Origin of the sequence: Terrisporobacter petrolearius, assembly GCF_020748185.1 — a bacterium.
Lineage (GTDB): Bacteria > Bacillota > Clostridia > Peptostreptococcales > Peptostreptococcaceae > Terrisporobacter > Terrisporobacter petrolearius.
In genome coordinates, this window is the sequence record NZ_JAHZMO010000024.1 from 24,805 (window position 1) to 49,922 (window position 25,118).

Below are 25,118 nucleotides of genomic sequence, written 5' to 3' on the forward strand. Positions count from 1 at the left end.
CTGCTCAACTTTTTAATTTTTAAATTGATACTTTTTACTAGGTTTTTATTTAAGTTTATTATACAAAACAATAATCATATATAATACTTACAGTTTATGAAAGGTTTGTCTATAAATTATAAAACCGTATCACTTACTTGTGATACGGTTTTACCTATTTTTTATAAATTTTATTTTTTAATTCTATATCATTATCAAATTATTTTGCTATAATGTTTTTCTTATGGAAACCTTGTACCCTAAGTTAACTATTAAATTATATAAAATATTAGCTTTTGATTTTCTTAATCGAGTAGTTATTGATTTTATGGAATAGAAATTTCTTCTAAACCACATATACCCGTCAAATAATTCCTCTGCACTCATGTTTTTAGGTTTAAAAGCTACTCTAGTTTTTCCATTATAATATGACCAATCATCAGTTAATAATCGACCTTCTTTCTTTAGTTGATAATATAGTGGTGTTTTGGGAAGTGGTGTCAGTATACTAACTGTGACTCCATCAATTCCTAGGTGATTGCACATATGTAAAGTTGTTTTAAATACTTCTTTTGTATCAGTATCAAATCCAAATATTATTCCTGCTTGTATACAAATTCCATATTTGTGAACAGAGTCTATTAACTCTTTATATTTGTCTACATTATTCAGACCTTTATTTACACTCTGTAGAGTTTCTTTTGAAAAAGACTCTAATCCAACAAAGAAATAAATACATCCTGCCTTTTGAGCTAACTTCAATACTTCTTCATCCTTGCATCTTTCTAAAGTAACTTGAGCCGCCCATTTTTTATTTAATTTACTAAGCTCCTTTAATAGCTCTTTTGCATATTCAAGATCTCCAAAGAAATTATCATCCCAAAATACAAAAAACTTACTTTTGCAATTTTTGATATCTTCTATTACTTCATTTATTGGCCTTTTCCTAAATGAATCTTCGTATATTTGTTTTAGATTGCAATAAGAACAACTATAAGGGCATCCTCTTGTTGCAAAAACTGCACCTTTAGTAAACCATCTTCTTTTTATTAAATCCCTTCTTGGTATTGGAATCTTTTCTAGTGTTGGAATACTTAAACACCTATACTCCCTATCATAAGCTCCATTATAAAAATCATCTAAAAATCTTGGCCAACTTTCTTCAGCTTCACCTATAATTACTACGTCACAATATTCTTTTACTTCTTCTGGTAAGAGAGTTGCATGTGGTCCTCCAAAAGCAACCTTACTTCCTTTATTTCTGAATATCTTCCCAATATTATAGCAATGAGGTGCATTTGCTGTATTAACTGTAACGACCACTAAGTCATAATATTTTCCAAAAGGTATTTTTTGATTATACTCATCTATTAATGTAACATCGTATTTATTTTCATCAATAAATGCTGCTAAATATGGCATGGTTATTTGTATAAAGTTGTTTATCTGCCTTTTTCTAAATCTATTAATCTCCTTGTTTTCAGGAGTTATCATTAATATACTCTTTTTCATATCTCCTCCAAATAATAATTTTTGTATAAAATTAGCTATATTCTTCTCTTTTAACTCATATTATTTATAATAACATAACTTTTAATAATAAAAACCGTATCACTTATTCGTGATACGGTTTTTATACATATTTTTCACTTGAGTTACAAAGACCAAGTTAAGTAAAACTTAACCCGATCTTCGTTAATACTATAATTTTTATGCTCCAAGTTTATTATTTTCTGCCTTAGAACCTTTCTTTGATGACATTTTAGGCCAACCTATTAATATAGACACTACTCCAAACACTACCATTAACATAGAATACCAGCAATAAGGTAAAATTGAAGCTGGTGATATACTTGCCAAAGCACCTGCTGTTAGTAATTGACTTCCATATGGTAGTAGCCCTTGGAAAGCTGATGAGAATAGGTCAAGAATACTTGCCGTTCTAGCTCTTGGAATATTATATTCATCAGCTATATCTCTAGCAATAGGTCCTGCTGTTATTATTGATATAGTGTTATTTGTTGTTGATATATCTATTAAACTTACTAATGCTGCTATTGATAACTCTGCACCACGAGCACTTTTAGTCTTTTTAGTTAAATTATAAAGTAACCAATCTATACCACCAAGATAGTCCATTAATACAACTAAACCACCAACTAATATAGCTATTAAAGACATATCTTCCATCCAAGTCATACCTTCATGAATAATAGCTAAAGATCCTATTAAAGTGAAGTCTCCATGCATAACACCTATTATCACTCCAACAAGCACACCTACACTCATAACTGTTATAACATTTGCTCCTAATAGTGATAATGCTATAACTATTACATAAGGAAGCATATTTATAAGGTTGTACTCTCCTTTTACTCCGGCAAATGAACCACCTGTTGTTTGTAAAGCTAATAAAATTAAAGTAATAATAACGGCTGGTAAAACCATTAACATGTTTGCCTTAAATTTGTCTCTCATTGGTATATCTTGAGTACGAGTGGCTGCAATTGTAGTATCTGATATAAATGATAAGTTATCACCAAACATAGCTCCTCCTACAACAACTCCACATACTAAAGCCATATTAAACCCTGTGGCATTAGCAAGAGATATGGCAATTGGCATTAAAGCTGATACTGTTCCCATTGAAGTTCCCATAGAGAAACTTAATATGCATCCTATAAGGAACAAACCAGGCAATACCATATTAGATGGTAATATACTTAAGCAAAAGTTTGTAATAGAATCACTAGCATGCATTGCTCCAACTATTCCATAAAATGCTCCTGCTAATAAAAATATTACTACCATAAGTATTAAAGTATCATCTCCTGCTCCCTTACAAAGCATTGTAACTTTTTCTTCAAAAGATAACTTCTTTTCGCCTTTTTTATTTAAGACTAAACCTACACCAATTGCAATTGCTATACCTATCATTAAAGGCATGTTTTCGAAATTTCCTGTTCCTATACCAATTGCAAAATATAAAATTAAAAATACGCATAATGGCACTAATCCTAAAAAGCTTCCTTTTGATTTCTTACTGTTTTCCATTTTACTCTCTCCTAAAATATTTTTTAATTTTTACTTTTTTTACCTGATAAATGTATCACACAAATAAGGCGCTAACAACAAAAAACGACAATTTTCAATATTACGTCCCTATATATCGATTTTTTTTATAGTAATATTTTTATTTTTCTGATTCATTGTTGCTTTTTGTAAGAATAATATAGGCTATCTCACTATTTTAGTGAGATAGCCTTGCTTTGTTATATAAATATATTTAATATAATTAAATATAGAAATCCTGAAATTAATTTCTATATTTTATTCAAAATTATTAGGATTTATTGGCCATTTACCATACTTTCTGGCAGCACTCATCATGGCATCTATATTTTCAACTGGTGAGTTAATAGGTATACCACATCCTGTACTTAATAAGTATTTTTTAGGGCTATCATAACCATCTTTGATACAATTTTTTACGGATTCATATACATCTTCCTTAGTACCAAGCATAATTGCTTCCACTGGATCCACATTACCTACGATAGGCAGTATATGTCCTACTAATTTTTTTGTCTCTAATAAACTAACTTTATTATCTATACTTAGCATGTCACATCCAGTTTCAATTAAGTCTAGTGTCATGTGAGAAGTATCTCCACAAACATGATATGCAACAGTTCTTCCATATTTATGAACATAATCTATTAATTCCTTTGTGTATGGAAGTACAAATTCTCTATAAGTTTTCTTATCTATAAGTGTGCCTGAAGCAATTGGATCACATAAAGATATATCTGATCCGGCCTTTAAAAAGTCCTGCATTACTATTTTTAGTGCATCTGTACTAAATCTTAATAATTCATGTACCTTTTCTGGTTCTTTTCTAATTGATCTTAATAATTTTTCCACAGGATAAAGACTTCCTGCTGCTGTTATTGGACCAACCATACTAAATGATGGTTCTACTTCATCTCCACATTCATCTAGTGCTATATTGTAGGCATCATAATTTAGTTGAAGCCATGGATCATTCTTTCTTTCAACTTTTGATAAATCTAAACCACTTAAATCATTAAGATTTTTTAAAAAGTGATCTATTATAGCTGGTACACTATCTTCTGGATTATTTGTTTTACTTCCTATTGCTGTTCCAACTCCATGTAGTCCATATTCTATAGAAATACCATCATTTCCAAATCTTTTGTAACATGCAATTTGTGCATTTGCATGATTTCTTGCGCAGCTAGTTTTTTCTCTAAATGTCATTCCTACTACTTTACCGGATATTGATGTAACAAAAGGCATTGTTGGTATTCTATCTATTTCTTTTCCTGCGAAAAACGCTGCTGATCTTTCCCTGGGTGTCATTTGATCATCTTTATGCATTATATACTCCTCCTAAAATCCCATATATTATCAATTGCTTGGAAACTTCAAACATTAAAAAATAATCTTTTGTATCCTGCTGATGCTTCAAGCTAGGTCTACAACTTTTTCAGCCATCTCTTTCTTTATTTTGCAAAATGATTTTATACTATTGTTTGTTTATAGATTACCATATAAAAAAGATTTATAAAAATTGATAATTTTTATAAATCTTTGTCATATATTGATTAAATTAATATTTAATTTCTTATTGTTTATTGCATAGATAGTACTTATCTTTATTGTTGTAAGACATATTATCCATTCTACTAATATCATTTTGAAATATTGAATATGATACAAAAATAAAAAGTATGTATTAACTTTTACATTAATACATACTTAACTGATTTATATAATATTTTTATTTGTCTACATTACTTATCATATGACTCTTTGTGTTATTTAAAAATTATACTATTCTATTACATAGCTCTAACAGGAAATATTGCATCTAAAACTCCTATAACAACAGCTGCCAGTACTGCTCCTAAAATAGATACTCCCATGTTAGGAACAAAAAATTGTGCTGCGTATATTATTATTGCTGCTATTATAAATCCTTTTATTCCTTTTCCAAAAGGAGATGCATCAACTCCCATAAACAATTCTACAAAATAGTCTAATAGTGATATTACAACAGCAGCTATTAAAAATGACCACATTCCTCTAATCGTAAATCCTGGTGTTACATATGATGTTATCATTAGAATAATGGCAACTAATATGAATCTCCCTATCCATCTTATTAGACTACCATCATTTACTCTTTCATTGTTATTAGATTCCATAGAAGACACTCCTTTAATAAAATAATATTTTGCATTTCTTATAAAATTTATAACTTATTATTATAAGTTAACCATTCTATCAGATAATATCCTTATAATATTAGAAAAACTTAAAATTAATAATTTTTTGTATAATTTTAGTTTAAATTCTTCATAATATAAAAAATGAGCAAAGCCCTATTTTGCAAGGTTTTACTCATTCTCGTTAACATTTCAAGTACATAAAAACTTATTTTGATATTTTTCCACATCTATTTTTTATAGTTACTCTTATGTCTTCTATTCTTCTTTTGTTTACATTTTCAATTAAAAACTTAATATCATCTAATTCGATTTCTCTACCTTCTTCTGGGAAATTACCTAACAATGTAAGTAGGTATCCATTTAAAGTATCGTAATCACCTTGTTCTATATCTATATCAAATTTATTGTTAAATTCATTTATTGTCAAATATCCTTTTACAATAAAATTACTTTCATCAATCTGTGTTATGGTAGATTGGGTTTGATCGTATTCATCCTCAATATCTCCCATAATTTCTTCAATTAAATCTTCTATAGTTACTAATCCTTCTATTCCACCGTATTCATCAATTAATAATGCTAGGTGTACTTTTTTCTCCTTTAGAAGTTTAAATAACTCATTTGTTCTAATTGACTTTGATACAAAATATGGCTCATGAAGCATTGTTTTTAAGTTTATGTTTTCAAATCCAATCTTCTTAGCTTTTGCTAATAAGTCTTTTACATATAATATACCTATTATATTGTCCTTGTTGTCTTCATATACAGGTATTCTAGAATATCCCGAAGTAATTACACCTTCTAATATATCTTCTAAATCATCATCAATATCTACGGCAAAAATATCATGTCTAGATGTCATAATTTCCTTTGCAGTTTTATCATTAAATTCAAATATGCTATATATCATTTGTTTTTCTTCATTTTCAATACATCCATCTTCTTGAGATTGTGATATCAATGATCTAATTTTTTCTTCAGTTACGCTCTCCTCAATATCTTTATCGTTATTTCCTGTCAGTTTTAAAACCACATTAGTTGAAAATGATAAAAGCTTTATAAATGGTTTTGTAATTTTAGATATCATGTAAATTGGCTTCACTGAAAATAAAGATATCTTTTCTGATTTTTTCAGGGCAATTCTTTTAGGTACTAATTCTCCAAATACTAATGTAAAATATGAAAGTATTAACGTAACTCCAAATATACATATCTCCTTAGAATAAGATATATTTAATGGAGCTAATACCGTTGAAAGATGTGTAGATATTCCTGTAGCAGCTGATGCACTTGAGAAAAATCCAGCTAAAGTTATGCCTATTTGAATAGTTGATAAGAAGTTGCTTGGGTTTTCCATTAACTTTTCAAGTAACTGAGCTTTTTTGTTTCCATCTGAACTTAATTGTTTTATTTTTGACTTGTTCACAGAGACTATGGCCATTTCTGCCGATGCGAAAAATGCGTTAATAGCAGTAAGTAATGCTATTAAAATTATTTGAGGCATAAAGGCCCCGGGGTCTGGATCTAAATTATCCATTTCTTCCTCCTTAAAATAATAATTAAAATTTAAAATAAAGATTCATTAAATACCATTGGGTAAATTTTTATTTAATGTAAATTATAATCTATCAAGTAACTTTTATCAATATTATATTATATGAATCAAAATATTTTAACTAAATTAAAAATTGCAAAACAGCTAAAGCCCCTTTAGTTCTTTTTAGTTACCAAAAGGGCTTTTTATTATTTATTAGATAAATTCTTAATCAATAACTTGTTTATTCTTTTTCTATCACATTTTAATATAGTAAACTCATAATCTTCATAAGTAAATTTATCATCTACTTGTGGATATGACTCTAGTTGGGTATAAGCCCATCCTCCCATAGTATCAATATTTTCCTCATCAATATCTATATTTAAAAGTTGGCTTATGTCTTCAATAAGTACCTTTCCATCTACAATGTAGCTGTTGTCTTCAGTTTTAAAAATTGCGTCTTCTTCCTCATCAAACTCATCTTGAATTTCACCAACAATTTCTTCTAAAATATCTTCCACAGTTACTAGTCCGGAAGTTCCTCCATATTCATCAATAATTAAGGCAACTTGTCCTTTATCTTTTTTAAATATTTTGAGAAGTTCACTGATCGGCATAGATTCTGGTACAAATTTTATCTCACGAATAATATTTTTTATACTTTGGTCACTACCATCAATCTTTTGCTTATATAAATCTTTAATATGTATAAATCCAATAACATTGTCTTTGTTACCTTTACATACAGGATATCTAGTAAGCTGTTCATTAAATGTATATGATATAATATTGTCAAAAGAATCTTCTATAAAAATATTTCTAATATCAGTACGTGGTACCATTATTTCTTTTACAGTTTTATCAGTAAAATCAAATATATTAGATAAAAGATTTAACTCAGTTTTATCTACTAAGCCATGATTATAACTTTCTTCAACTAATAGCTTTATTTCCTCATCAGTATGAACAGATTCATGTTCATCAACTTGAGAAAGTCCAAATACCTTTAGTATCCAATTTGTACTATGGTTAAATAACCACATTACAGGATAGGTTACTTTATAAAAAAGTATAAGTGGAAGAGCTGTACTTAAAGCTACTTTTTCTGAACTTATAATTGCCAGTGATTTTGGAACCAATTCTCCAAGTACAATGTGAAAACCAGTTATAATTGAAAAGGCAATGACAAATGAAATTGAATGTGTCAAACTTGATGGCAAATGAAATAGATTAAATATTGGCATTAACAAACGTAAAATTGCAGGTTCTCCTACCCACCCTAGTCCTAAAGATGCTAATGTTATTCCAAGCTGACAAGCTGATAAGTATGAGTTTAAGTCTTTAACTATAATCAAAGTATTCTTAGCACGTTTATTTCCTTGAAGTATCAGTGTTTCTATCTTAGATTTCCTCACTTTTACCATAGCAAACTCTGTTGCAACGAAAAATCCATTTAAAAATACTAGAAAAAATACTATAAGTATATTTATAAAAATAATCATATATATTATTCACCTCTAAAATTAGTATCAATACAAATTACTCTATAACATATTATTAACATTTTACGATTAAATAAAAGTATAACACTTGGATAAATTACTATTTTTAATTTTACTTTATTTTAAACAAGTCATAGCCTTAATATCTACTGTATAAACCTATTTGTGAATTCCAAGTAATTTATTTAATAGTTAATCATATAATTTTATAAAGTTTATAAAAGGAGTGATAAATAAATATGCCTAATGTTCCTAATCCCTACCCATATCCTTGTATTATTCCACCACCAATGTATAACATGTATTCATACCCTTTTTGGGGTAACCAACAAATGTACAATATGTACCCATACCCTTTTGAATACACTAAAACAATATATAAAAGAGATAACATCAAATTAAAGGATTATGGTCCAAACCCTATTGTGATTGATATTGAAGATGCAACAAAACAAAACAATACTTTCCGTACAACATTGTGGACAGGTGAGAATTTGCAAGTTACCCTAATGAGTATTGATGTTGGTGATGAGATAGGTCTTGAAGTTCATACAACAGGAGATCAATTTATAAGAATTGAAGATGGTGATGCACTTGTTCAAATTGGAAATAGCCAGGATAATCTTAGTTTTCAAAAAAAGATATCTGATGACCATGCTGTTATGATACCTGCTGGCAAGTGGCACAATATTATAAATATAGGAAGTGAACCGCTTAAACTATATGCTATCTATGCTCCACCTGAGCATCCAAAAGACACAATACAGCCAACTAAAGCAGATGCAGAAGCTGCTGGTCGTGAGTTTAGATATTAACTAGTTGCAAAGTATAATAGGAGCTGAATAATTTATTTTATTTAGCTCCTATTTTAGTATAAAAAGTTATTTAATTCTATTGTTTATAGAAATATAAATATGAATTTCTTGATTTTGCATATCTTCTGTATTATTTTGATATTCTTCAAAATCACAAGAATACTTTCTATCTAAATCCATCTGCCATAATTTCATCCAAAACTCCCCTACTGAATTTTGAACATCGCCATTTATAATAAATTTAGCATATTTTCCACTTGGGATTATTTTGCTTACTAATGGATTTTCTATTCTATCAATTTTGTTCACTTCACAACAACAAAGAAAGTTATATGGCTGAGTAAAGTTTCCTTGGTAATCTGTATATAGCCCAATAGTTTTATTACCTTTTCTGTTTTTTATCTTTTCATAATGACCTTTCATTAAAAATTCTTCCCATAATGTTTTAATATCTTCAACTAACTTATTGTTGTTATTAATAGTTTCTTTTATTAAACCTATAACTTGTTTCTCTTTTAAATTAACTATTTCATAATTCATAACCAATTCTCCTATCTACTTTTTCTTAAAGTATATCTAAGGTGATAGACATGAGTGTGTCATATTATAAATATTTATTAAAATAAAGTCAGAAAAAAATAGCATTGATATAGTATGAATTTCAAATATATAAAAACCATTTACTATAATTATTCCATAAATTGTAATTTACCGTTCCACTTCATATCAAATTTGTCTTTTATTTATTACAATAACTCACTTATGATATCCCTATATAGTTTCCATAAATTAGAACCAAAATTACTTATTAGTATGGTACACGTATTTATCTCCCTATCAAAAGATGTTAGAAAACTAACCCCTGGATCGCATCCTTGCAAATATGGAATAAATATATCATCTGATACTCTTTTTAACCAAATTCCATAACCATAACACTGCTCATCTACTTGTGGTGATAGCATTTTGGATAACATTTTATCTGAAAGTATTTTTCTATTCAATAGATTCCCCCAAAATTTCTCAATATCTGAAACAGTCGTAAATACACCTCCTGCTCCAGTACCTTTTACATCTATACTATAAATATTACTATAGAATTCCTTTCTTTCATCATCATAAATATAGCCAGTAGCACATTTTGATGGTAGCCTATCAAGTTCATAATATCCTGTATTTAACATACTACAAGGTTTAAATATAATCTCTTCCAAATATTTATCAAACGGAATATTTAAAATATTTTCAATAATAAGACCTAAAACTACATACCCTGTATTATTATATTGGAATTTCTCTCCGCTCGGATACATCATTGACTTATCTATGAAAAGTGGTAATATATCTAAAGTGGTAATATATCCATAGAATTTCTTATTTCATAGTTAGTATATTCTTTCCATAGTTCACCATAATCTTCCATAACAGATTCATCAAAATAATCTGGAATTCCAGAAGTATGATTTAATAATTGATGAATTGTAATTTTAGGATTGATCTCTTTTAAATCTATATCTAAAATATCACCGATACAATCATCAAAAACAAGTTTTCCATCTTCTATCAATTTTAGAATTGCTATTGCAACAAAAACTTTTCCTCCTGAAGCTATAGCAAATTTTGTATCAATTTCATTCGGTACACAATATGAAATACTTGCCAGTCCAAACGCTTTTTCTAAAATTATATTTTTACATTTTTTTATAAGTATTACTCCACTAAAATCTTTATCTATTATATCATTTATATTCAACTAAATTTCTCCTTCCCCTAGTTTTAATATGATAAATCAATTATTAATCTTAAATAATCAAATCTCTAAATTCCTATTTCGTACTATATATAAGTATGGATGTTAAGAAAAACACCTTAACTATCTGTACTTATTTTTATTATAAGTAAGTGAATAATTGGTTTGACGTAATTCCATTGGGTTATCGCACCCGTTAGATAAACTGTCAGCCATCCCCTTATTATAAGTATTTGATTAAACAGGTTGAAATCCTTTTAGGGCGTTCGTGTAACTAACGAAAATGAATAGTAATAAGTATGGGTGGAAAACAATTATAGAACTTTAAAACCGGAGGTTATTTATGATTAGCGTAGGTATAGATGTTTCAAAAGAAAAAAGTACTGTATGCATTGTAAAACCATGTGGTTAGACTATAATAAAGCCATTTGAGGTTACACATGCAGAAAATGATTTAAATAATCTTTTAACATTAATAAGTCGATTTGATGATGAAATAAAATTTGATAATATTACAAAGATGAGTTAAATATAATTTATTCAAAATTATAATAGATGATCAAAAAAAATAGATACCGTCAAAGCGAGGATAAAGCTAAAAAGATTTATACTCTTGCTAAAGAAGGTATCTCTACTTTACCATCTCGTACCCCATCAACCAAGATGTTGGTACATGAATCGGTAAAGATAATACGAGAAATTGAATCTACTCTCACAAAAATATCACCACGAATGCAAGAATTAGCCAAGCCCCTACCAGAATATAAAATTGTAAGATCCATGGGTGGCATTGGAGATGTAATTGCTCCAAGATTAATCGGAGAAATCGGTGATGTAAGACGTTTTCATAGTGCTAAAATTCTAGTTTCGTACGCAGGTATCTATGCTCCACCATACCAGTCAGGAAAATTCATAGGAACAGATAGAAAAATGCACAACTAAAAACAAGAAATTAAAAATATCTAATAATTTTTTAAAAAAGACTTGATTTTTATTAGCAGGTTTATCTATATAGTATCAAACGTTTCTTTATTTTGCATTATATAACAGTTGTAAACTTTGACCATTTTATATATGTTATTAAATTTTTATTCTAATTAAATACTGTCTGTTAAATCATTGTAATATAAAAAAATGTGAGACTTCAATATTTATATTACCCTATAAAAAACTTCTTGAGCAAATAACATAGGTACATTTTTATTTCTTTCAAATATATCTCTATAGTTTTCTACAGGAACTTTCTGTTCTCCTACATAGGTCGATACTTCTAGAGTTAGTCCTGGTTTTTTATAATTCTCAATAAACCAATCTTTATATCCACTACCTGTGACAGGTTGTTTTTCTTCTAATACATATCCTGTCTCCTTAGATATTTTGCTAGCTATGGCCAAATCCCTTTCTATATTTAATTGATTATACTGATAGTAAATTATCTCTCCTGAAGAATGATAAGAAATTGTCCCATCAAATAAGTATTTTTCTGTTAAACATTTTAAGGCATATGTTTCTGGTTCTGAGAAATAATACGGACCTTTATAAAGAGCATATTGTGGATGGGTTACACTATCATCATCCGGGTACTTAGTTGGATAATTTCTATTTAAATCTACTCCATTTATATTAGCTTTCCAACGAGGAAACAATTCTTCTTTTAGATAGGGTTTATATTTATACTCTGAAGGTATATATTTACCTCCGTTTATTACTAAATCTGCACCATCTGGATTAACTAATGGCACAAAAACAAAAGTTATATATTGCAAAAGTTTATTAATACTCATATTATTTATACTTTTGTCCATTTTATATAATTTTAAAAGATAGTTGATTTGGTCTAATAGCAATATAGTTGTAATAGCTTCTCTAGCATGATGAGTTCCTTGAATTAATATTTTTGTACTTCCTTTACCTATAGTTATAGATAGTATTGGTGTTCCTTGTACTGATTCCCCTATTTTATTTAGACTTAATAATTTTTTATTATGCTTGCATAGATTATAAATAGCTTCGTTTATACTTTTTGAAAAGTGGCTGGATTGGTATAAGTTTATATAACTTTTAATGCATCTATTTATCATATTATCACTCCATTATTACATTTTTTATGCATATATAATATATATTCTATGATATTTAAATAAATTCACTGTGTGTATAGATGACTTATAAATTACAATCATTAAACTAAGAATTATTATTCAAAGCCTGAATAAACTTATATCTCTCATTTTCACTAGCAAAAACATGAGTTGGCACCATAAAAAGAAGTACCTTTATTTTGCCAAGTACTACTATAGTATTATTTTTTAAAATAACCTTTTTCATATCATTAAGGTCAATTTCTTTAGTTGTATTATTAATATAATATAAAACACCATAATCTTCTAATCTTATTTACTACTCACTCAGATATTTCTGATTTTTCTTTAAAAATTTTTCACTATGTTTCAAATAATATTTTTTATAAAAAGAATTGTTTTTTACAAATATGCAAAAACCTATGACCATTAAAATATAAATGGACGCGTTTATTATAGCTATTTTCTAATATCCATATTGTATAATTTTTAATACTTGATATACTCCCCAAAACAGCTACAAACAATTTAGCTTTAATAAAAAAAATATGCATAATCATCAAAACTAAATTCATATTCATCGATTATTGTTTTCCTTCAAAATAAAAAATAGTTAATACTTTATTATTAACTATTTTTTATTTATGTATTAAATGTTTTTGTGCATTTTGTACTGCTGTTTCAATAAGTGTTGTTGCTGAATTGCGATTTAAAGGAAATACCCTTTTGTGATAAATAGAACAATAACCGTTAGTACTATGTAACAAATTCAAATATAAATAATTCTTCAACAGGAGTATTTAATTCCTTTGAAATTCTAACAGCTAATTCAAGTGAAGGATTGTATTTTCCATTCTCTAAACGAGCGATAGTTTCTCTTCTAACATTAACTTTATTAACTAATTATTCTTGAGTTAATTCTTTAAATTACTAATAAATTTCTTAGTATCCTAAATCAAATTTTTAAATTAAGAATGCCCATAAATTCATTGATATTGCAAAAGTAAGTGCTATTATCAAGACTTGCAATCTGTAAAGTGTTAGTGAATCTACTGTAAATAACCTAATTAATACACTTGATACAATAGCTAGTACAAAACCTATATAAAGTGCTATCATACCTGCTCTACGCTTATTATAAATTAAGCGTTCATCTTCATAATCACCTAGCCTGTACCGCCAACAATTAGCAAAACTATCAAAGAATCCAAAATATTTCACAAGATAAATTTATAAGTCTAACAAGCCATTTGAATTTTACCTAGCAACGTATTAAAATTTTGAACTACAAATTAAATATAATTATTATTTTAAAAGCAAAATAATAATTATACATTCAATTGGAAACATTAACTTACTATTATTACCCCTAGAATACAATACACAATTAATAGAAACTAACTGCTTCGAGAATACACCATGAATTACCTCTAAAGAATCTCCTTCACTTATAAATGAATCAGAGTCTATTTTCACCTTAACTTCTCGTTTATTTGTATAATCTGTAATCACTACTTTATAATAACTTCTATTAAACCTTGTTCTATGTTCATATATACCAGTGCAGGTGCCATTTATAGATGTAAATACATTAAATATATTTTCTAAAAGAGCAAAAGAATTTTGCAATATAAAATATATAAATAATAATTCAAAAAATCCAATTGTAGGGCTTCTAAGTATGATCGTATTCAGTAGTATATATAATATGTTTACAATAATTTCTACTTTTCTATATTTAAATTCTACCCTCTCTTTTTTATCATGCCAAGCTTTAAATCTCCACAATATGCTATTAATATTATCTTTAGTGTTTAAATTTGATAATTTATCTATCTCACATGCTTTATAATATAACTTTCTAGCATAAAATATCAATCCACTAGTAATCAGCATTAATAAGCTTGTTAGAAGTAGACTTTTATCCCCTGTTATATAAATAATAAACATAGAAAAAATTATAGTAACTAAGATATTTAATTTATAGGCAAAAATATTTTCATTTATTGTCTCTTGGCATACTTCATTTTCCACTGTTATTAGTTATTTTTCACTAGTTTTTATACAAAAATATGAAACTCCCATAAAGATTATTTGAAAAATAATATAATAAATTTCTTCTCCTTCAGGAATTTCTCTAATAATATTAAATATTTTTATATTCTCATTTAATAAGCCCATATTTGTTAGAGTTTTTATAGGATAAATCAAAAATATACCATATATAAAATATAATATCTTACATACCCCATCTAATGAATTTTTCATGCTTATCCCCCATTAATACTTCTTTAAATTCCTATTCATAATATAGTAATAAACGTTTATTTATTTCCAATTATATAATAATTGTGAACTGTTCCTTTGTAACTAATTATTCAACCTCTAATTCTTTACCATTTTTATCAAAATATTTACAATCAAAATCTATTGATTTTTTTTGTTCATCATCTGATAATACATTCTTTAGTAAGACCATTGATGGTTTGCCAATTTTCAGCTTTTCATTGAATATGTGGTTATTTATTGACATCTCTACAGTAGAAACATTACTTCCATGTATGCCAAATGCTTATTATCTAGTCCATCATTATGATTATATCTAACTGCAAAATTAGTTACTCCTAGACCATCTTGCCCAACACCCTCTACTTTATTCTCAGTCATTATATAATCTTCTTTTTTATTTTTTTCGCATACAAGATATCCTTGTCCAGTATCTAATACAAAACTACCATTTTGGAATTATCAATATGTACATTATCTAAAATAGTTAGATTATCATTGCCAATAACATCTAAAAAATCACCTTCATTTAAGTATTGTTATATTTCTCCCTCTGTGTTGCCTATTGTATCATTATTGGTACAACCTGTTATAAATATTATTGATAGAATCGCATTAATTAGTATTATAATTTTTTTCATTTTATTCTTCACTACTCTTTTGATTTCGCAACATACCACATTTATCTTCTGACAAATACTCAAATTTATGTTTGCTATATAGCAAATCAGCAGGATTATTTGCTATTAAACAAATATAGCTATCCTCATATGTATTTTTCTCAAAGTAATTATCCAGCTCTTTCATTATCAAATCTGCTAATCCTTTTCTACGATAGTTTTCATCTACCATAATGTCGCTTACCACATAGGTTATGCCACCATCACCTACTATTCTTCCAAAAGCAATTAATTTATCTTCATCATATATTGATGCTGTAAATAGTGAGTTTTGCAAAGCTATCTCACTTCTTTGTAAATCCTTACTCCCCATGCCTGAACGCAATCTTAGACTTACATAGTCTTTTGCAGTTGGTACTTCATAAATAAGTTGTATATCCATAATTCACCTCAACTAAAATTCTTATTTAACTATTTCCTAATTATAATCAAATTGTATACTTAAATTATAATTTGATACTATCTCTATATAAAAGAGTATTTTGATAATATTTTAGCATTTATAGATAAATATACGAAGCAATAAAGTAAAAAAATAAGAAATTGCCATCCTTCTCAAGTTGGGAACTTCTTATCTTTTATTTGTTTAAGGTATTGCCTACTTTGACAATATTTTGAAATTATAAAATATTATATTATACTTTATGATTAATCATTATATCTTTAACTTCCTCTAGAAACTCAGGATTTATTAGCTCTAGCATTCTTGGAATAAAGTTTTTCATATATTCTTTATCAAAAGTTCCTTCACTTTGCCTTGCAAAACTTTCACTTAGTAAGTCTTTTGCTTTATCTTGATTTTCTAACTTTACTCTTGCAATTATGAAATTTAAAAATCTTTCTTGGCCACTATTCATTATGTTCATTTCCTTTTCAAGTCTATCATACTGATAAATCATATACTCCCAAACTATCATTTATGATAGTAAATATCAAAAATGTACGTACTTGCGTAAAGTAATTATTCTTTTATAATAGATATTAAATATAAGGTTGTCAATTAACTGTTATAATATAGTTGTTGTATATAAATAAAAAACATTAAATAGGGGGAATTTTTATGAATAGAGAATTACCAATGCAAAAAAAATATGATAGATTAGGTCCAAATGTTGTTAAATCATTAAAAGAAAGACATTTTGATGCATGTTATTGCACTACATCTCAAGAAGCACTTGAAAAACTTTTGGAATTAATACCAAAGGAAGATGTTGTATCTTGGGGTGGATCTCAAACTTTATCTGAATTAAATATTCAAGAAACTTTAAAAGAAAAAGGATTTGAGGTAATAGATAGGGATTTAGGTAAAACCCTAGAAGAAAGAATGGATTTAATGCGTAAAGCCTTACTTTGTGATACTTTCCTTATGAGTAGCAATGCAATTAGCGAAGATGGTCAATTATTTAATATAGATGGAAATGGAAATAGAGTTGCAGCCATGTGTTTTGGACCTAAAAGCGTTATAGTTATAGCTGGTATGAACAAAGTTGTAAAAAGCGCTGAGGATGCTTACACTAGAGCAAGAACAATTGCTGCTCCAGCAAATACTCAAAGATTTGATGGATGTAAAACACCTTGTTATATAAATGGTGCTTGCTCAGATTGCAAGAGTCCAGATAGTATATGTGCCTATATGGTAGCAACTAGAATCTCTCGTCCAGCGAATAAGATTAAAGTAATTTTAGTAGGTGAAAATTTAGGAATGTAATTACCTTAAATTACTTCGTAATGTATTAAAATTTCTAACTTATCTATATTGTATTATTCTATCCTTGCAATTTAAAACGTATCACTTAATTGTGATACGTTTTAAATTGCACTATTAATCAAAATTAGTATCCTTATTTATGAGATATTAACTGTTATTTATTCTAAATAACTAAACTTCATTCTTTTGAGCTATTTTTTCTGTGATTCTTTGATCTATTTCTTTCTTCAGTTCTTTTAAATAAGGAGATAATTCCACCTTATCCGAACCATAAGTAAACTGTAAGTCATATTCTAACGGAATCCAAGTACTAATATCCACCTCGTTATGTTAAATGACTGCTTCTAAATTATCTAATGCTTTGTAAAGCTTTACTTCATCAGTCTAATGTTAATTCATTTCCTTTAAAAGTTCTGTTAATTCATTACGCATTAATAATGCCATTAATGCCTATGTTCTGCTACACTTTCATGGCGTCCGCTTGATGTCCATGAGTGCCTAGTATTGCATTTTAGTTTTTCTGCTACTGTTAATATTTCTAGAAATGTTGCTGTATTCATACGAAGTTCACCCTGGAATTTTTATTTACGTTTTCTACAGGAACTTTCTGCTTCCCTACATAGGTCGATACTTCTAGAGTTAGTCCTGGTTTCTCAAGATCACCTTCCAAAATTTCACCTACATTATCTATACAAAGAAATACTTTTACATCTTGCAATTTGTTGTGTAAATCTATTTTATTAAAATCCTGTATTATTTAAAAATAAAATCTGTGTATATGTACAGATTTTGTTGTTTATGTCGTAAATAAAAGATAAGTAATATTAAAAATATTGTGTATGAAAATCAGAGGAGAATCAGAATGAAAAGTATAAAAATTAAAATTATTTCTAGTGTATTAATAATGTTTATTCTTTCCTTATTATTGGTGGTAGGAATGGGAATTAGAAAAAGTTCATCAACGATTGAGCAAGTTATAGGATATGAATATACTGAGAAAATACAAGGTAGCAACAATATGTTACAGTTATACTTAAAAGAACAATTTGGATCTATAAAAAATAACAATGGTGAGCTAGTTGATGTTAATGGTAAATCAATAGAAGATAGTAATGATTATATTGATAAATTTTCTGAAAGCATGAATTTAGTTGCAACAGTTTTTGCTAAAAAAGATGATACATATACGAGAATACTATCAACTGTAAAAGATGAACAAGGTAAAAGAGCTGTTGGAACAACTTTAGATGCATCAGGAGAAGCATACAAAGCATTATCAAAAGGTGAATCTTATTTTGGAGAAGCAGAGATACAAGGTAAGAAATATTTAACAGGTTATGTGCCAATGCATGATGATAGCAACAATATAATAGGTGCATATTTTTGTGGAGTTCCTATAGATACTGTAGATGGACTGATAAATGATGGTAATAAAAAAACAATCATAGGAGTAGTAAGTGTAGCGCTACTAGTGTTAATCTTTGTAGCTGGTTTAATCTATATTATTGCTAGTTCAATAACTAAACCAATAAAAAAAATAACTGAAGTAGCTCATGATATATCACAAGGAAATTTTGATGTTGATTTAAATATTGATTCAAATGATGAGGCTGGACAACTGGCGGAGGCTTTCAATGAAACAATTTCTCAACTTAATAAGTATCAAGATTATATAGATGAAATATCTATATCTTTAGAAAAAATAGCTAGTGGTAATCTAGATATACAACTTGAAAAAGAATATGTAGGTCAATTTAAAAAATTAGAAACCAATATAAATGATTTAATATACGGGCTAAACTTTATGGTGTCTCAAATTTCATCAACTTCAGATCAAGTTGCTATAGGTTCACAGCAAGTATCTGCTGGAGCACAAGAACTTGCTCAAGGAGCTACAGAACAAGCAAGTTCCGTTCAAGAACTAGCATCAACGGTAAATGAAATTTCAAATCAAATAAATGAAACAGCTCAATATGCACAAAGAGCACAAGAAGTTTCCAGGGAAGCAACTTTAGCTACAACTAAAGGACATGAACAAATGAATCAAATGATTGCAGCTATGAATGACATAAGTAACGCTTCAAATGAAATTAGTAAAATAATAAAAAATATTGATGATATAGCTTTTCAAACAAATATATTAGCTTTAAATGCAGCAGTTGAAGCGGCAAGGGCAGGAGAAGCCGGTAAAGGATTTGCAGTTGTTGCAGATGAAGTTCGTAATCTAGCAGGTAAATCTGCAGAGAGTGCAAAAAATACTGCGATATTAATTGAAACTGCTCTTAATTCAGTAGAAAATGGAAGAAATATTGTGGATGAAACGGCAAGATCCTTAGAACTAGTTGTAAATAGCTCTAATCAAACTGCTCAAGTGATACAAAATATTGCAGATGCAAATAACCAGCAAGCAGTAGCTATAACCCAGGTAAACATAGGTGTTGAGCAGATATCAGACGTAGTACAAAACAATAGTGCAACAGCAGAAGAAAGTGCTGCATCAAGTGAAGAATTATCAGCACAAGCTCAAATACTAAAAGATACAATTAGTAATTTTAAAATGAAAGAAGGAGACTATAAATCAGTTTGTTCTTTAGATTAGTTTAGGATATTTAATAAAAAATTAATTCTTTTATTAATATACTCATGAAAAATACTCCTTTACGGCATGACTTTTTCATAATCAACCTCAATATTATTTAACTTAATAAAGTTAAGAAGCTGCACATTTTTGAAGTACTCCCTTTAAAGTCGACCGTTTATATAAAATATTTGGAGTATTTATTTTAAAAACCACAGTATTTAAAAATTAAGCTATCTGTGGTACTTTCAGATTTAACAACTTAAACATATAATTGTTATTAGAAAAATAAATTTACCACAAAATACAAGTGATTAGAAATTCTTAGCTTGATTAAAGCTAAATGATGGTGGGAAAAAATAAAATATGTGAATTTTATCTTATGTATTATACATGAGGTATATTGAGGAGTTGTTAATTATGAAGAAAAAAGTTGCTGTTTTAATGGGTGGAATTTCTACAGAAAGAGAAGTTTCTTTAAATTCAGGAAGATCTGTTCTTAATGCTTTAGATAGAGAGAAATATGAAGTACATGAAATAATCTTAAATAATAAAATGGATGTTATAAATAAAATGCCAGAAGGTATCGAGTTTGCATTTTTAATGTTACATGGTAAATACGGTGAAGATGGTACTATACAAGCAATATTAGAATCTATGGATATTCCTTATTCTGGATGTGGACCTTTAACTTCTGCCATGTGCATGGACAAGAACATTACTAAAAAAATGTTAAGGGATTCAGGTATTGCGACTGCAGACTGGACTATAGCAAAATCAATAGATGATATAGACTATGACAAAATAGAAAAAATGGGTTATCCAGTTTTTATAAAACCAAATAGTGGTGGTTCTTCTGTTGCTACTTTCAAAGTAGAAAAAAAAGAAGATGTTGAAGCTGCTGTAAAAGCTGGTTTAGAAGTAGATACCGTAGTAATGATAGAACAGTATCTACCAGGTGATGAATACACTTCTTTCGTTTTAGATGGTGAAATTTATCCAACAATAAAAATATCAAGTACTACAGGTTTCTTTGACTATGAAGCAAAATATTCAACTGGTGCTAATGCAGCAAAAGAAGAAATAGTTTATTTAGATGATGAATTACAAGAACAAATTGATAAAGCATCTGAAACAGTTTGGGATATATTCTACTGTAGAGCTTATGTAAGAGTAGATTTTATATTATCTAACGGGAAATTTTATGTTCTTGAACTAAACACACTTCCCGGAATGACACCAACAAGTTTAATCCCAAGAAGTGCTAATGCTAAAGGCTTATCTTACAGTCAATTAGTAGACAAAATAATGGAGACATCAATAAAATAATAACCTAGACTAAAATAAGTTTATTTAATATAATTAATTTATATAAATAAAGCTTAGAGGTGATAATTTGTTATTCTCCGATTTAACAATTAATGAAAATGAACCAATATATATTCAGATAAAAAAATATTTGGAAGAAATGATTTCAAAAGGACTTCTTCCTCACAATTCTAAGCTGCCTTCCACAAGGGAGCTTAGTTTACTTTTAAATGTGAGCAGAAACTCTATTGTATTAGCTTATGAAGAGTTAAAGTCTGATGGTATTATTTATTCTATTTCTGGAAAAGGAACTTTTGTAAATAGTGATAATAATATTAGCAATAGTCATTGGAATATCAATTACAAAAACTTTGAAAATGATTATATGAAAATAGCAAATAACATGGATATTATAAAAAGTGAAATAAGATGGAAATCTGGTCAAATTTCTTTCAAAAGTATATCTCCTGATGGAGATTTATTTGATATGGAAGAATTAAAAAAATCTTTTTTAAATAGATTTAATTTAGAAGGTCATAAGTTGTTAAACTATGGATATGCCCAAGGATACAAACCATTAATCGATTATTTACATGGGTATATGAACAAAAAGGGTGTAAACACTATAAATAAAGACATTCTAATAGTCAACGGTTTTACAGAAGGATTAGATCTTATAATATCAACACTAACTAATAAAGGTGATTATATACTTTGTGAAAATCCTACCCATAATACCTCTATTAAAATAATGAGATCTTATGGTCTTAATATTATACCAATAAATATGGATGAAAATGGTCTTGATTTTAAAGACTTAGATACGAAGTTAAAAAAATATAAAAGCAAAATAAAATTTTCTTATATTACTCCTTCTTATCATAATCCTACAGGTATGGTTATGTCTCCAGAAAATAGATATAAGTTTTATAATTTAATGAAAAAAAATAATATACCAATTATTGAAGATGGCTTCAACGAAGAACTTCTTTATTCTTCTTCTCATATATTTCCTATTTGTTCTTTAGATAACAATAGTAATGGTGTCATCTATATTGGAAGCTTTTCTAAAATATTGTTTCCAGGACTAAGAATAGGATGGATTTTATGTGATAAAAATTTAATAAATAGATTAGAAAGTGTAAAAAGATGCACTAATATTCATGTTTCTTTCTTAGATCAAGGCATCTTATATGACTATTTACAAAATGGAGCTTTTGAAAAATATATAAAAAAGACTAGAAAGTTTTATGGAGATAAATTTAACTTTGCCAAACAGTGTGTTGAAAAATATATAGAATGTGATTATATATTAGGTGATGGAGGGCTTCATTTGTTTCTAGTTTTTAAAAATTTAAATACTAGAAAACTTCTTCATGAGTGCTATAAAAAAGATGTAATCTTTATGCCAGGTGACTTATTTTATATTGATGATAAAGGTAAAAATACCCTTAGGTTAGGTTTATCTCGATTATATGATGATGATATAGAAAAGGGAGTTAGAATTATAGGTGAAACTATAAAAGAATTAGACCATAAATAAATTATAATTTCATTACATAAAAAACGCGTAAACTTAATAGCTTGCGCATTTTTTTATGTAAGTGACCTAATAATAAATGTGCTCATTATAATAAACAACCTTCCACTTTACAATAAGTTTGTATTTTTCAAATATATCTTTTTATATTAAAGACTTCCAAGCAATATACCTTATATGTTATAATTAATTTGAATATTTAACCTTACTTATTAAATCGAACTTAAGATAAGTAGATTTTAAATATTAATGACATAATATAAATGACAAAACTTTTTATAAATATACATAGGGAGGAATCTTTTAATGACGGGTATAAATCTTAATAGACAAGAATTAGAAAATATATATGGTCAAATAAGTCCTTTTGAGTTCAAAAATAAACTTATAGAACTTGCTACCATATCAAATAGGAAAAGTACTAGAACTTTACTTGATGCTGGCCGCGGAAATCCAAACTGGGTTGCTGCTACACCTAGAGAAGCATTTTTTACTTTTGGTCATTTTGCCGTAACAGAAAGTAGACATTCTTGGGATAATGGTGATTTAACTGGAATACCTAAAAAAACAGGGGTATATGATCGTTTTTGTAAATTTGTTGAAGAAAATACTTCTATGCCAGGCATAAATACTTTAAAAGAAATTATAGATTATGGTATTAATGATTTAAAATTTGATGCTGACAATTTTTTACATGAACTAACTGATGCAATAATTGGGGATAACTATCCTTTTCCTGATAGAATGCTTGTTCATATAGAAAAAATAGTCAAAGAATATTTAAAATCAGAAATGAAATATAACTTAGAAAAAGGTGGAGACTTTAATGTATTTGCTGTGGAAGGCGCCACTGCTGCCATGTGTTATATATTTGATTCATTAATAGCAAATAACTTACTTCTTAAAGGAGATAAAATTGCCATAATGACTCCAGTATTTACACCTTACTTAGAGATTCCTCATCTTCCAAGATACGAGTTTGAGGTTGTATATATAAACTCTGATGAAGTTGATGAAAAAGGTGAACACACTTGGCAATGTTCACAAAAAGAATTGGATAAACTAGCAGATTCAGATATAAAAGCATTGTTTGTAGTTAATCCAAGTAATCCACCTTCAGTATCCATATGTGATAAATCCATATCAAAAATAGTAGATATAGTTAATAATCATAATCCTAATTTAATGATTATTTCTGATGATGTTTATGGCACTTTTGTGCCAGGCTTCAGATCTTTAATGGCAGATTTACCATACAATACTATAGGAACTTACTCTTATTCAAAATACTTTGGTGTAACAGGTTGGAGACTTGGTACTATTGCTTTACATGAAGAAAATGTATTTGATAAATTAATAAAACAATTACCTTATTCTATAAGAAAGAGAACAAATAAAAGATACTCTGATATGAACCCAATACCAGAAGATGTACCTTTTATAGATAGAATAGTTGCTGATAGTAGGCAAGTTGCTCTAAATCATACTGCTGGTCTTTCTACTCCTCAGCAAGTTCAAATGGCCTTCTTCTCTGCATTCACTCTTATAGATAGAAAAAATGATTACAAGAAAAAGACTATGGATATATGTATCAGACGTAAGAAATTGTTATTTAATTCTTTAGGTTTAGAATTAAATAATGATCCAAATGATGCTTGTTACTATACTGAGTTTGACTTATTACAATGGGCTGAAAAAAATCACGGTATAGAATTTGCAAAATATTTAAAATCAAACTTCAAACCTGTAGATATATTATTTGATTTAGCCCAAGACTCATCAATTGTTTTACTTGGTGGTGGTGGATTTGCCGGACCTGAGTGGTCAATAAGAATTTCACTTGCTAACCTATATGATGAAGCATATGCTACTATTGGTATAGCTTTAAGAAGAATACTTGATGACTATGTAACTAAGTGGAAAAAAACTTTATAAGTTTATAGGTAGCTAAATATAGCTACCTATTTTTATATGAGACTGTGAAGTTTTTTCTGTAAATAGCTTTCTATGATAAGTTTATTAAGGCATGGATATGAAAATTATGTATCCATGCCTTAATTTGAATGTAATTCCAATTTAATTGCATGTCAAGTACACCT

At 28.0% G+C, this 25,118-nt stretch carries 26 protein-coding genes and 1 pseudogene; 7 read left to right on the top strand and 20 right to left on the bottom strand.

The features are described 5' to 3' along the window. Positions 1-207 precede the first annotated feature (207 nt). From K0040_RS13230 to K0040_RS13255, 6 genes are all read right to left on the bottom strand, one after another. Positions 208-1,491: a B12-binding domain-containing radical SAM protein gene (locus tag K0040_RS13230; RefSeq protein WP_228109244.1), complete on the bottom strand. Its 1,284-nt coding sequence runs from the start codon at positions 1,489-1,491 to the stop codon at positions 208-210. 198 nt (positions 1,492-1,689) lie between these two features. Further along, on the bottom strand, positions 1,690-3,033 hold the full coding sequence (locus K0040_RS13235) for a Na+/H+ antiporter NhaC family protein (RefSeq protein ID WP_228109245.1): 1,344 nt from the start codon (positions 3,031-3,033) through the stop codon (positions 1,690-1,692). A 276-nt stretch (positions 3,034-3,309) separates the two neighbouring features. Then, a complete protein-coding gene (locus K0040_RS13240) occupies positions 3,310-4,380 on the bottom strand; it encodes a uroporphyrinogen decarboxylase family protein (protein WP_228109246.1) in 1,071 nt (356 codons plus the stop codon). 464 nt (positions 4,381-4,844) lie between these two features. Then, positions 4,845-5,210, bottom strand: a complete 366-nt coding sequence (locus tag K0040_RS13245; RefSeq protein ID WP_228109247.1) for a phage holin family protein — start codon at positions 5,208-5,210, stop codon at positions 4,845-4,847. A gap of 229 nt (positions 5,211-5,439) precedes the next feature. Further along, positions 5,440-6,771, bottom strand: a complete 1,332-nt coding sequence (locus K0040_RS13250) for a hemolysin family protein (protein ID WP_228109248.1) — start codon at positions 6,769-6,771, stop codon at positions 5,440-5,442. A 206-nt stretch (positions 6,772-6,977) separates the two neighbouring features. After that, positions 6,978-8,273 carry a hemolysin family protein gene (locus K0040_RS13255; protein WP_228109249.1) on the bottom strand — a complete coding sequence of 432 codons (1,296 nt, stop codon included), beginning with the start codon at positions 8,271-8,273 and terminating at the stop codon, positions 6,978-6,980. 332 nt (positions 8,274-8,605) lie between these two features. On the opposite strand from K0040_RS13255, the gene K0040_RS13260 reads away from it, so the two are divergent. Further along, positions 8,606-9,088 carry a cupin domain-containing protein gene (locus K0040_RS13260; RefSeq protein ID WP_331476318.1) on the top strand — a complete coding sequence of 161 codons (483 nt, stop codon included), beginning with the start codon at positions 8,606-8,608 and terminating at the stop codon, positions 9,086-9,088. Between the two features lie 66 nt (positions 9,089-9,154). Here K0040_RS13260 and K0040_RS13265 read toward each other — a convergent pair whose 3' ends face one another. The 3 genes from K0040_RS13265 to K0040_RS20720 form a co-directional block, all read right to left on the bottom strand. Further along, entirely contained in the window at positions 9,155-9,628 is a 474-nt protein-coding gene (locus K0040_RS13265) for a GyrI-like domain-containing protein (protein ID WP_228109251.1), read from the bottom strand. Positions 9,629-9,834: 206 nt separating this feature from the next. After that, the gene (locus K0040_RS20715; RefSeq protein WP_265588883.1) at positions 9,835-10,404 is read right to left on the bottom strand and encodes a serine hydrolase domain-containing protein; all 570 of its coding nucleotides are present in this window, start codon (positions 10,402-10,404) and stop codon (positions 9,835-9,837) included. 29 nt (positions 10,405-10,433) lie between these two features. Further along, positions 10,434-10,841, bottom strand: coding sequence for a serine hydrolase domain-containing protein (locus K0040_RS20720; RefSeq protein ID WP_265588884.1), 408 nt, complete (start codon positions 10,839-10,841; stop codon positions 10,434-10,436). Positions 10,842-11,393: 552 nt separating this feature from the next. On the opposite strand from K0040_RS20720, the gene K0040_RS13275 reads away from it, so the two are divergent. Further along, complete coding sequence (locus K0040_RS13275; RefSeq protein WP_228109252.1) at positions 11,394-11,780, top strand: transposase; 387 nt, start codon at positions 11,394-11,396, stop codon at positions 11,778-11,780. 209 nt (positions 11,781-11,989) lie between these two features. Here K0040_RS13275 and K0040_RS13280 read toward each other — a convergent pair whose 3' ends face one another. The 10 genes and pseudogenes from K0040_RS13280 to K0040_RS13320 form a co-directional block, all read right to left on the bottom strand. Next, complete coding sequence (locus K0040_RS13280; RefSeq protein ID WP_228109253.1) at positions 11,990-12,919, bottom strand: M14 family zinc carboxypeptidase; 930 nt, start codon at positions 12,917-12,919, stop codon at positions 11,990-11,992. 106 nt (positions 12,920-13,025) lie between these two features. Then, complete coding sequence (locus K0040_RS13285) at positions 13,026-13,166, bottom strand: hypothetical protein (protein WP_228109254.1); 141 nt, start codon at positions 13,164-13,166, stop codon at positions 13,026-13,028. 509 nt (positions 13,167-13,675) lie between these two features. Further along, positions 13,676-13,843: pseudogene (locus K0040_RS13290) on the bottom strand (helix-turn-helix transcriptional regulator); the annotation flags it as partial. Positions 13,844-13,882: 39 nt separating this feature from the next. Further along, on the bottom strand, positions 13,883-14,140 hold the full coding sequence (locus tag K0040_RS13295; protein WP_228109255.1) for a hypothetical protein: 258 nt from the start codon (positions 14,138-14,140) through the stop codon (positions 13,883-13,885). Between the two features lie 84 nt (positions 14,141-14,224). After that, positions 14,225-14,953, bottom strand: a complete 729-nt coding sequence (locus K0040_RS13300; RefSeq protein ID WP_228109256.1) for a hypothetical protein — start codon at positions 14,951-14,953, stop codon at positions 14,225-14,227. A gap of 9 nt (positions 14,954-14,962) precedes the next feature. Further along, positions 14,963-15,187, bottom strand: coding sequence for a hypothetical protein (locus tag K0040_RS13305; protein WP_228109257.1), 225 nt, complete (start codon positions 15,185-15,187; stop codon positions 14,963-14,965). Between the two features lie 106 nt (positions 15,188-15,293). Further along, complete coding sequence (locus K0040_RS13310) at positions 15,294-15,452, bottom strand: hypothetical protein (protein WP_228109258.1); 159 nt, start codon at positions 15,450-15,452, stop codon at positions 15,294-15,296. A 2-nt stretch (positions 15,453-15,454) separates the two neighbouring features. Then, positions 15,455-15,586, bottom strand: a complete 132-nt coding sequence (locus K0040_RS20725) for a hypothetical protein (protein ID WP_265588885.1) — start codon at positions 15,584-15,586, stop codon at positions 15,455-15,457. A 261-nt stretch (positions 15,587-15,847) separates the two neighbouring features. Further along, positions 15,848-16,267 carry a GNAT family N-acetyltransferase gene (locus K0040_RS13315; protein WP_228109259.1) on the bottom strand — a complete coding sequence of 140 codons (420 nt, stop codon included), beginning with the start codon at positions 16,265-16,267 and terminating at the stop codon, positions 15,848-15,850. 253 nt (positions 16,268-16,520) lie between these two features. Then, positions 16,521-16,784: a hypothetical protein gene (locus tag K0040_RS13320; RefSeq protein WP_228109260.1), complete on the bottom strand. Its 264-nt coding sequence runs from the start codon at positions 16,782-16,784 to the stop codon at positions 16,521-16,523. Between the two features lie 161 nt (positions 16,785-16,945). Here K0040_RS13320 and K0040_RS13325 point away from each other — a divergent pair, with 161 nt between their 5' ends. Next, a complete protein-coding gene (locus tag K0040_RS13325) occupies positions 16,946-17,593 on the top strand; it encodes a lactate utilization protein (protein WP_228109261.1) in 648 nt (215 codons plus the stop codon). A gap of 171 nt (positions 17,594-17,764) precedes the next feature. Here K0040_RS13325 and K0040_RS21095 read toward each other — a convergent pair whose 3' ends face one another. Continuing rightward, positions 17,765-17,914: a hypothetical protein gene (locus K0040_RS21095; protein WP_331476319.1), complete on the bottom strand. Its 150-nt coding sequence runs from the start codon at positions 17,912-17,914 to the stop codon at positions 17,765-17,767. 541 nt (positions 17,915-18,455) lie between these two features. Here K0040_RS21095 and K0040_RS13335 point away from each other — a divergent pair. The 4 genes from K0040_RS13335 (at position 18,456) to aspD (ending at position 24,954) form a co-directional block, all read left to right on the top strand. Then, on the top strand, positions 18,456-20,192 hold the full coding sequence (locus tag K0040_RS13335; protein ID WP_228109262.1) for a methyl-accepting chemotaxis protein: 1,737 nt from the start codon (positions 18,456-18,458) through the stop codon (positions 20,190-20,192). A 399-nt stretch (positions 20,193-20,591) separates the two neighbouring features. After that, positions 20,592-21,500, top strand: a complete 909-nt coding sequence (locus K0040_RS13340) for a D-alanine--D-alanine ligase (RefSeq protein ID WP_228109263.1) — start codon at positions 20,592-20,594, stop codon at positions 21,498-21,500. Between the two features lie 67 nt (positions 21,501-21,567). After that, a complete protein-coding gene (gene pdxR, locus K0040_RS13345) occupies positions 21,568-23,022 on the top strand; it encodes a MocR-like pyridoxine biosynthesis transcription factor PdxR (protein ID WP_228109264.1) in 1,455 nt (484 codons plus the stop codon). 303 nt (positions 23,023-23,325) lie between these two features. After that, a complete protein-coding gene (gene aspD, locus K0040_RS13350; RefSeq protein WP_228109265.1) occupies positions 23,326-24,954 on the top strand; it encodes an aspartate 4-decarboxylase in 1,629 nt (542 codons plus the stop codon). Positions 24,955-25,118 lie beyond the last annotated feature (164 nt).

What these genes read in the sequence shown, in the direction of transcription:
- K0040_RS13230 (WP_228109244.1), bottom strand. Translation starts at nt 1,491, where the DNA reads ATGAAAAAGAGTATATTAATGATAACTCCTGAAAACAAGGAGATTAAT.
- K0040_RS13235 (WP_228109245.1), bottom strand. Translation starts at nt 3,033, where the DNA reads ATGGAAAACAGTAAGAAATCAAAAGGAAGCTTTTTAGGATTAGTGCCA.
- K0040_RS13240 (WP_228109246.1), bottom strand. Translation starts at nt 4,380, where the DNA reads ATGCATAAAGATGATCAAATGACACCCAGGGAAAGATCAGCAGCGTTT.
- K0040_RS13245 (WP_228109247.1), bottom strand. Translation starts at nt 5,210, where the DNA reads ATGGAATCTAATAACAATGAAAGAGTAAATGATGGTAGTCTAATAAGA.
- K0040_RS13250 (WP_228109248.1), bottom strand. Translation starts at nt 6,771, where the DNA reads ATGGATAATTTAGATCCAGACCCCGGGGCCTTTATGCCTCAAATAATT.
- K0040_RS13255 (WP_228109249.1), bottom strand. Translation starts at nt 8,273, where the DNA reads ATGATTATTTTTATAAATATACTTATAGTATTTTTTCTAGTATTTTTA.
- K0040_RS13260 (WP_331476318.1), top strand. Translation starts at nt 8,606, where the DNA reads ATGTACAATATGTACCCATACCCTTTTGAATACACTAAAACAATATAT.
- K0040_RS13265 (WP_228109251.1), bottom strand. Translation starts at nt 9,628, where the DNA reads ATGAATTATGAAATAGTTAATTTAAAAGAGAAACAAGTTATAGGTTTA.
- K0040_RS20715 (WP_265588883.1), bottom strand. Translation starts at nt 10,404, where the DNA reads ATGATGTATCCGAGCGGAGAGAAATTCCAATATAATAATACAGGGTAT.
- K0040_RS13275 (WP_228109252.1), top strand. Translation starts at nt 11,394, where the DNA reads ATGATCAAAAAAAATAGATACCGTCAAAGCGAGGATAAAGCTAAAAAG.
- K0040_RS13280 (WP_228109253.1), bottom strand. Translation starts at nt 12,919, where the DNA reads ATGATAAATAGATGCATTAAAAGTTATATAAACTTATACCAATCCAGC.
- K0040_RS13285 (WP_228109254.1), bottom strand. Translation starts at nt 13,166, where the DNA reads ATGAAAAAGGTTATTTTAAAAAATAATACTATAGTAGTACTTGGCAAA.
- K0040_RS13305 (WP_228109257.1), bottom strand. Translation starts at nt 15,187, where the DNA reads ATGAAAAATTCATTAGATGGGGTATGTAAGATATTATATTTTATATAT.
- K0040_RS13310 (WP_228109258.1), bottom strand. Translation starts at nt 15,452, where the DNA reads ATGTCAATAAATAACCACATATTCAATGAAAAGCTGAAAATTGGCAAA.
- K0040_RS20725 (WP_265588885.1), bottom strand. Translation starts at nt 15,586, where the DNA reads ATGACTGAGAATAAAGTAGAGGGTGTTGGGCAAGATGGTCTAGGAGTA.
- K0040_RS13315 (WP_228109259.1), bottom strand. Translation starts at nt 16,267, where the DNA reads ATGGATATACAACTTATTTATGAAGTACCAACTGCAAAAGACTATGTA.
- K0040_RS13320 (WP_228109260.1), bottom strand. Translation starts at nt 16,784, where the DNA reads ATGATTTATCAGTATGATAGACTTGAAAAGGAAATGAACATAATGAAT.
- K0040_RS13325 (WP_228109261.1), top strand. Translation starts at nt 16,946, where the DNA reads ATGAATAGAGAATTACCAATGCAAAAAAAATATGATAGATTAGGTCCA.
- K0040_RS13335 (WP_228109262.1), top strand. Translation starts at nt 18,456, where the DNA reads ATGAAAAGTATAAAAATTAAAATTATTTCTAGTGTATTAATAATGTTT.
- K0040_RS13340 (WP_228109263.1), top strand. Translation starts at nt 20,592, where the DNA reads ATGAAGAAAAAAGTTGCTGTTTTAATGGGTGGAATTTCTACAGAAAGA.
- aspD (WP_228109265.1), top strand. Translation starts at nt 23,326, where the DNA reads ATGACGGGTATAAATCTTAATAGACAAGAATTAGAAAATATATATGGT.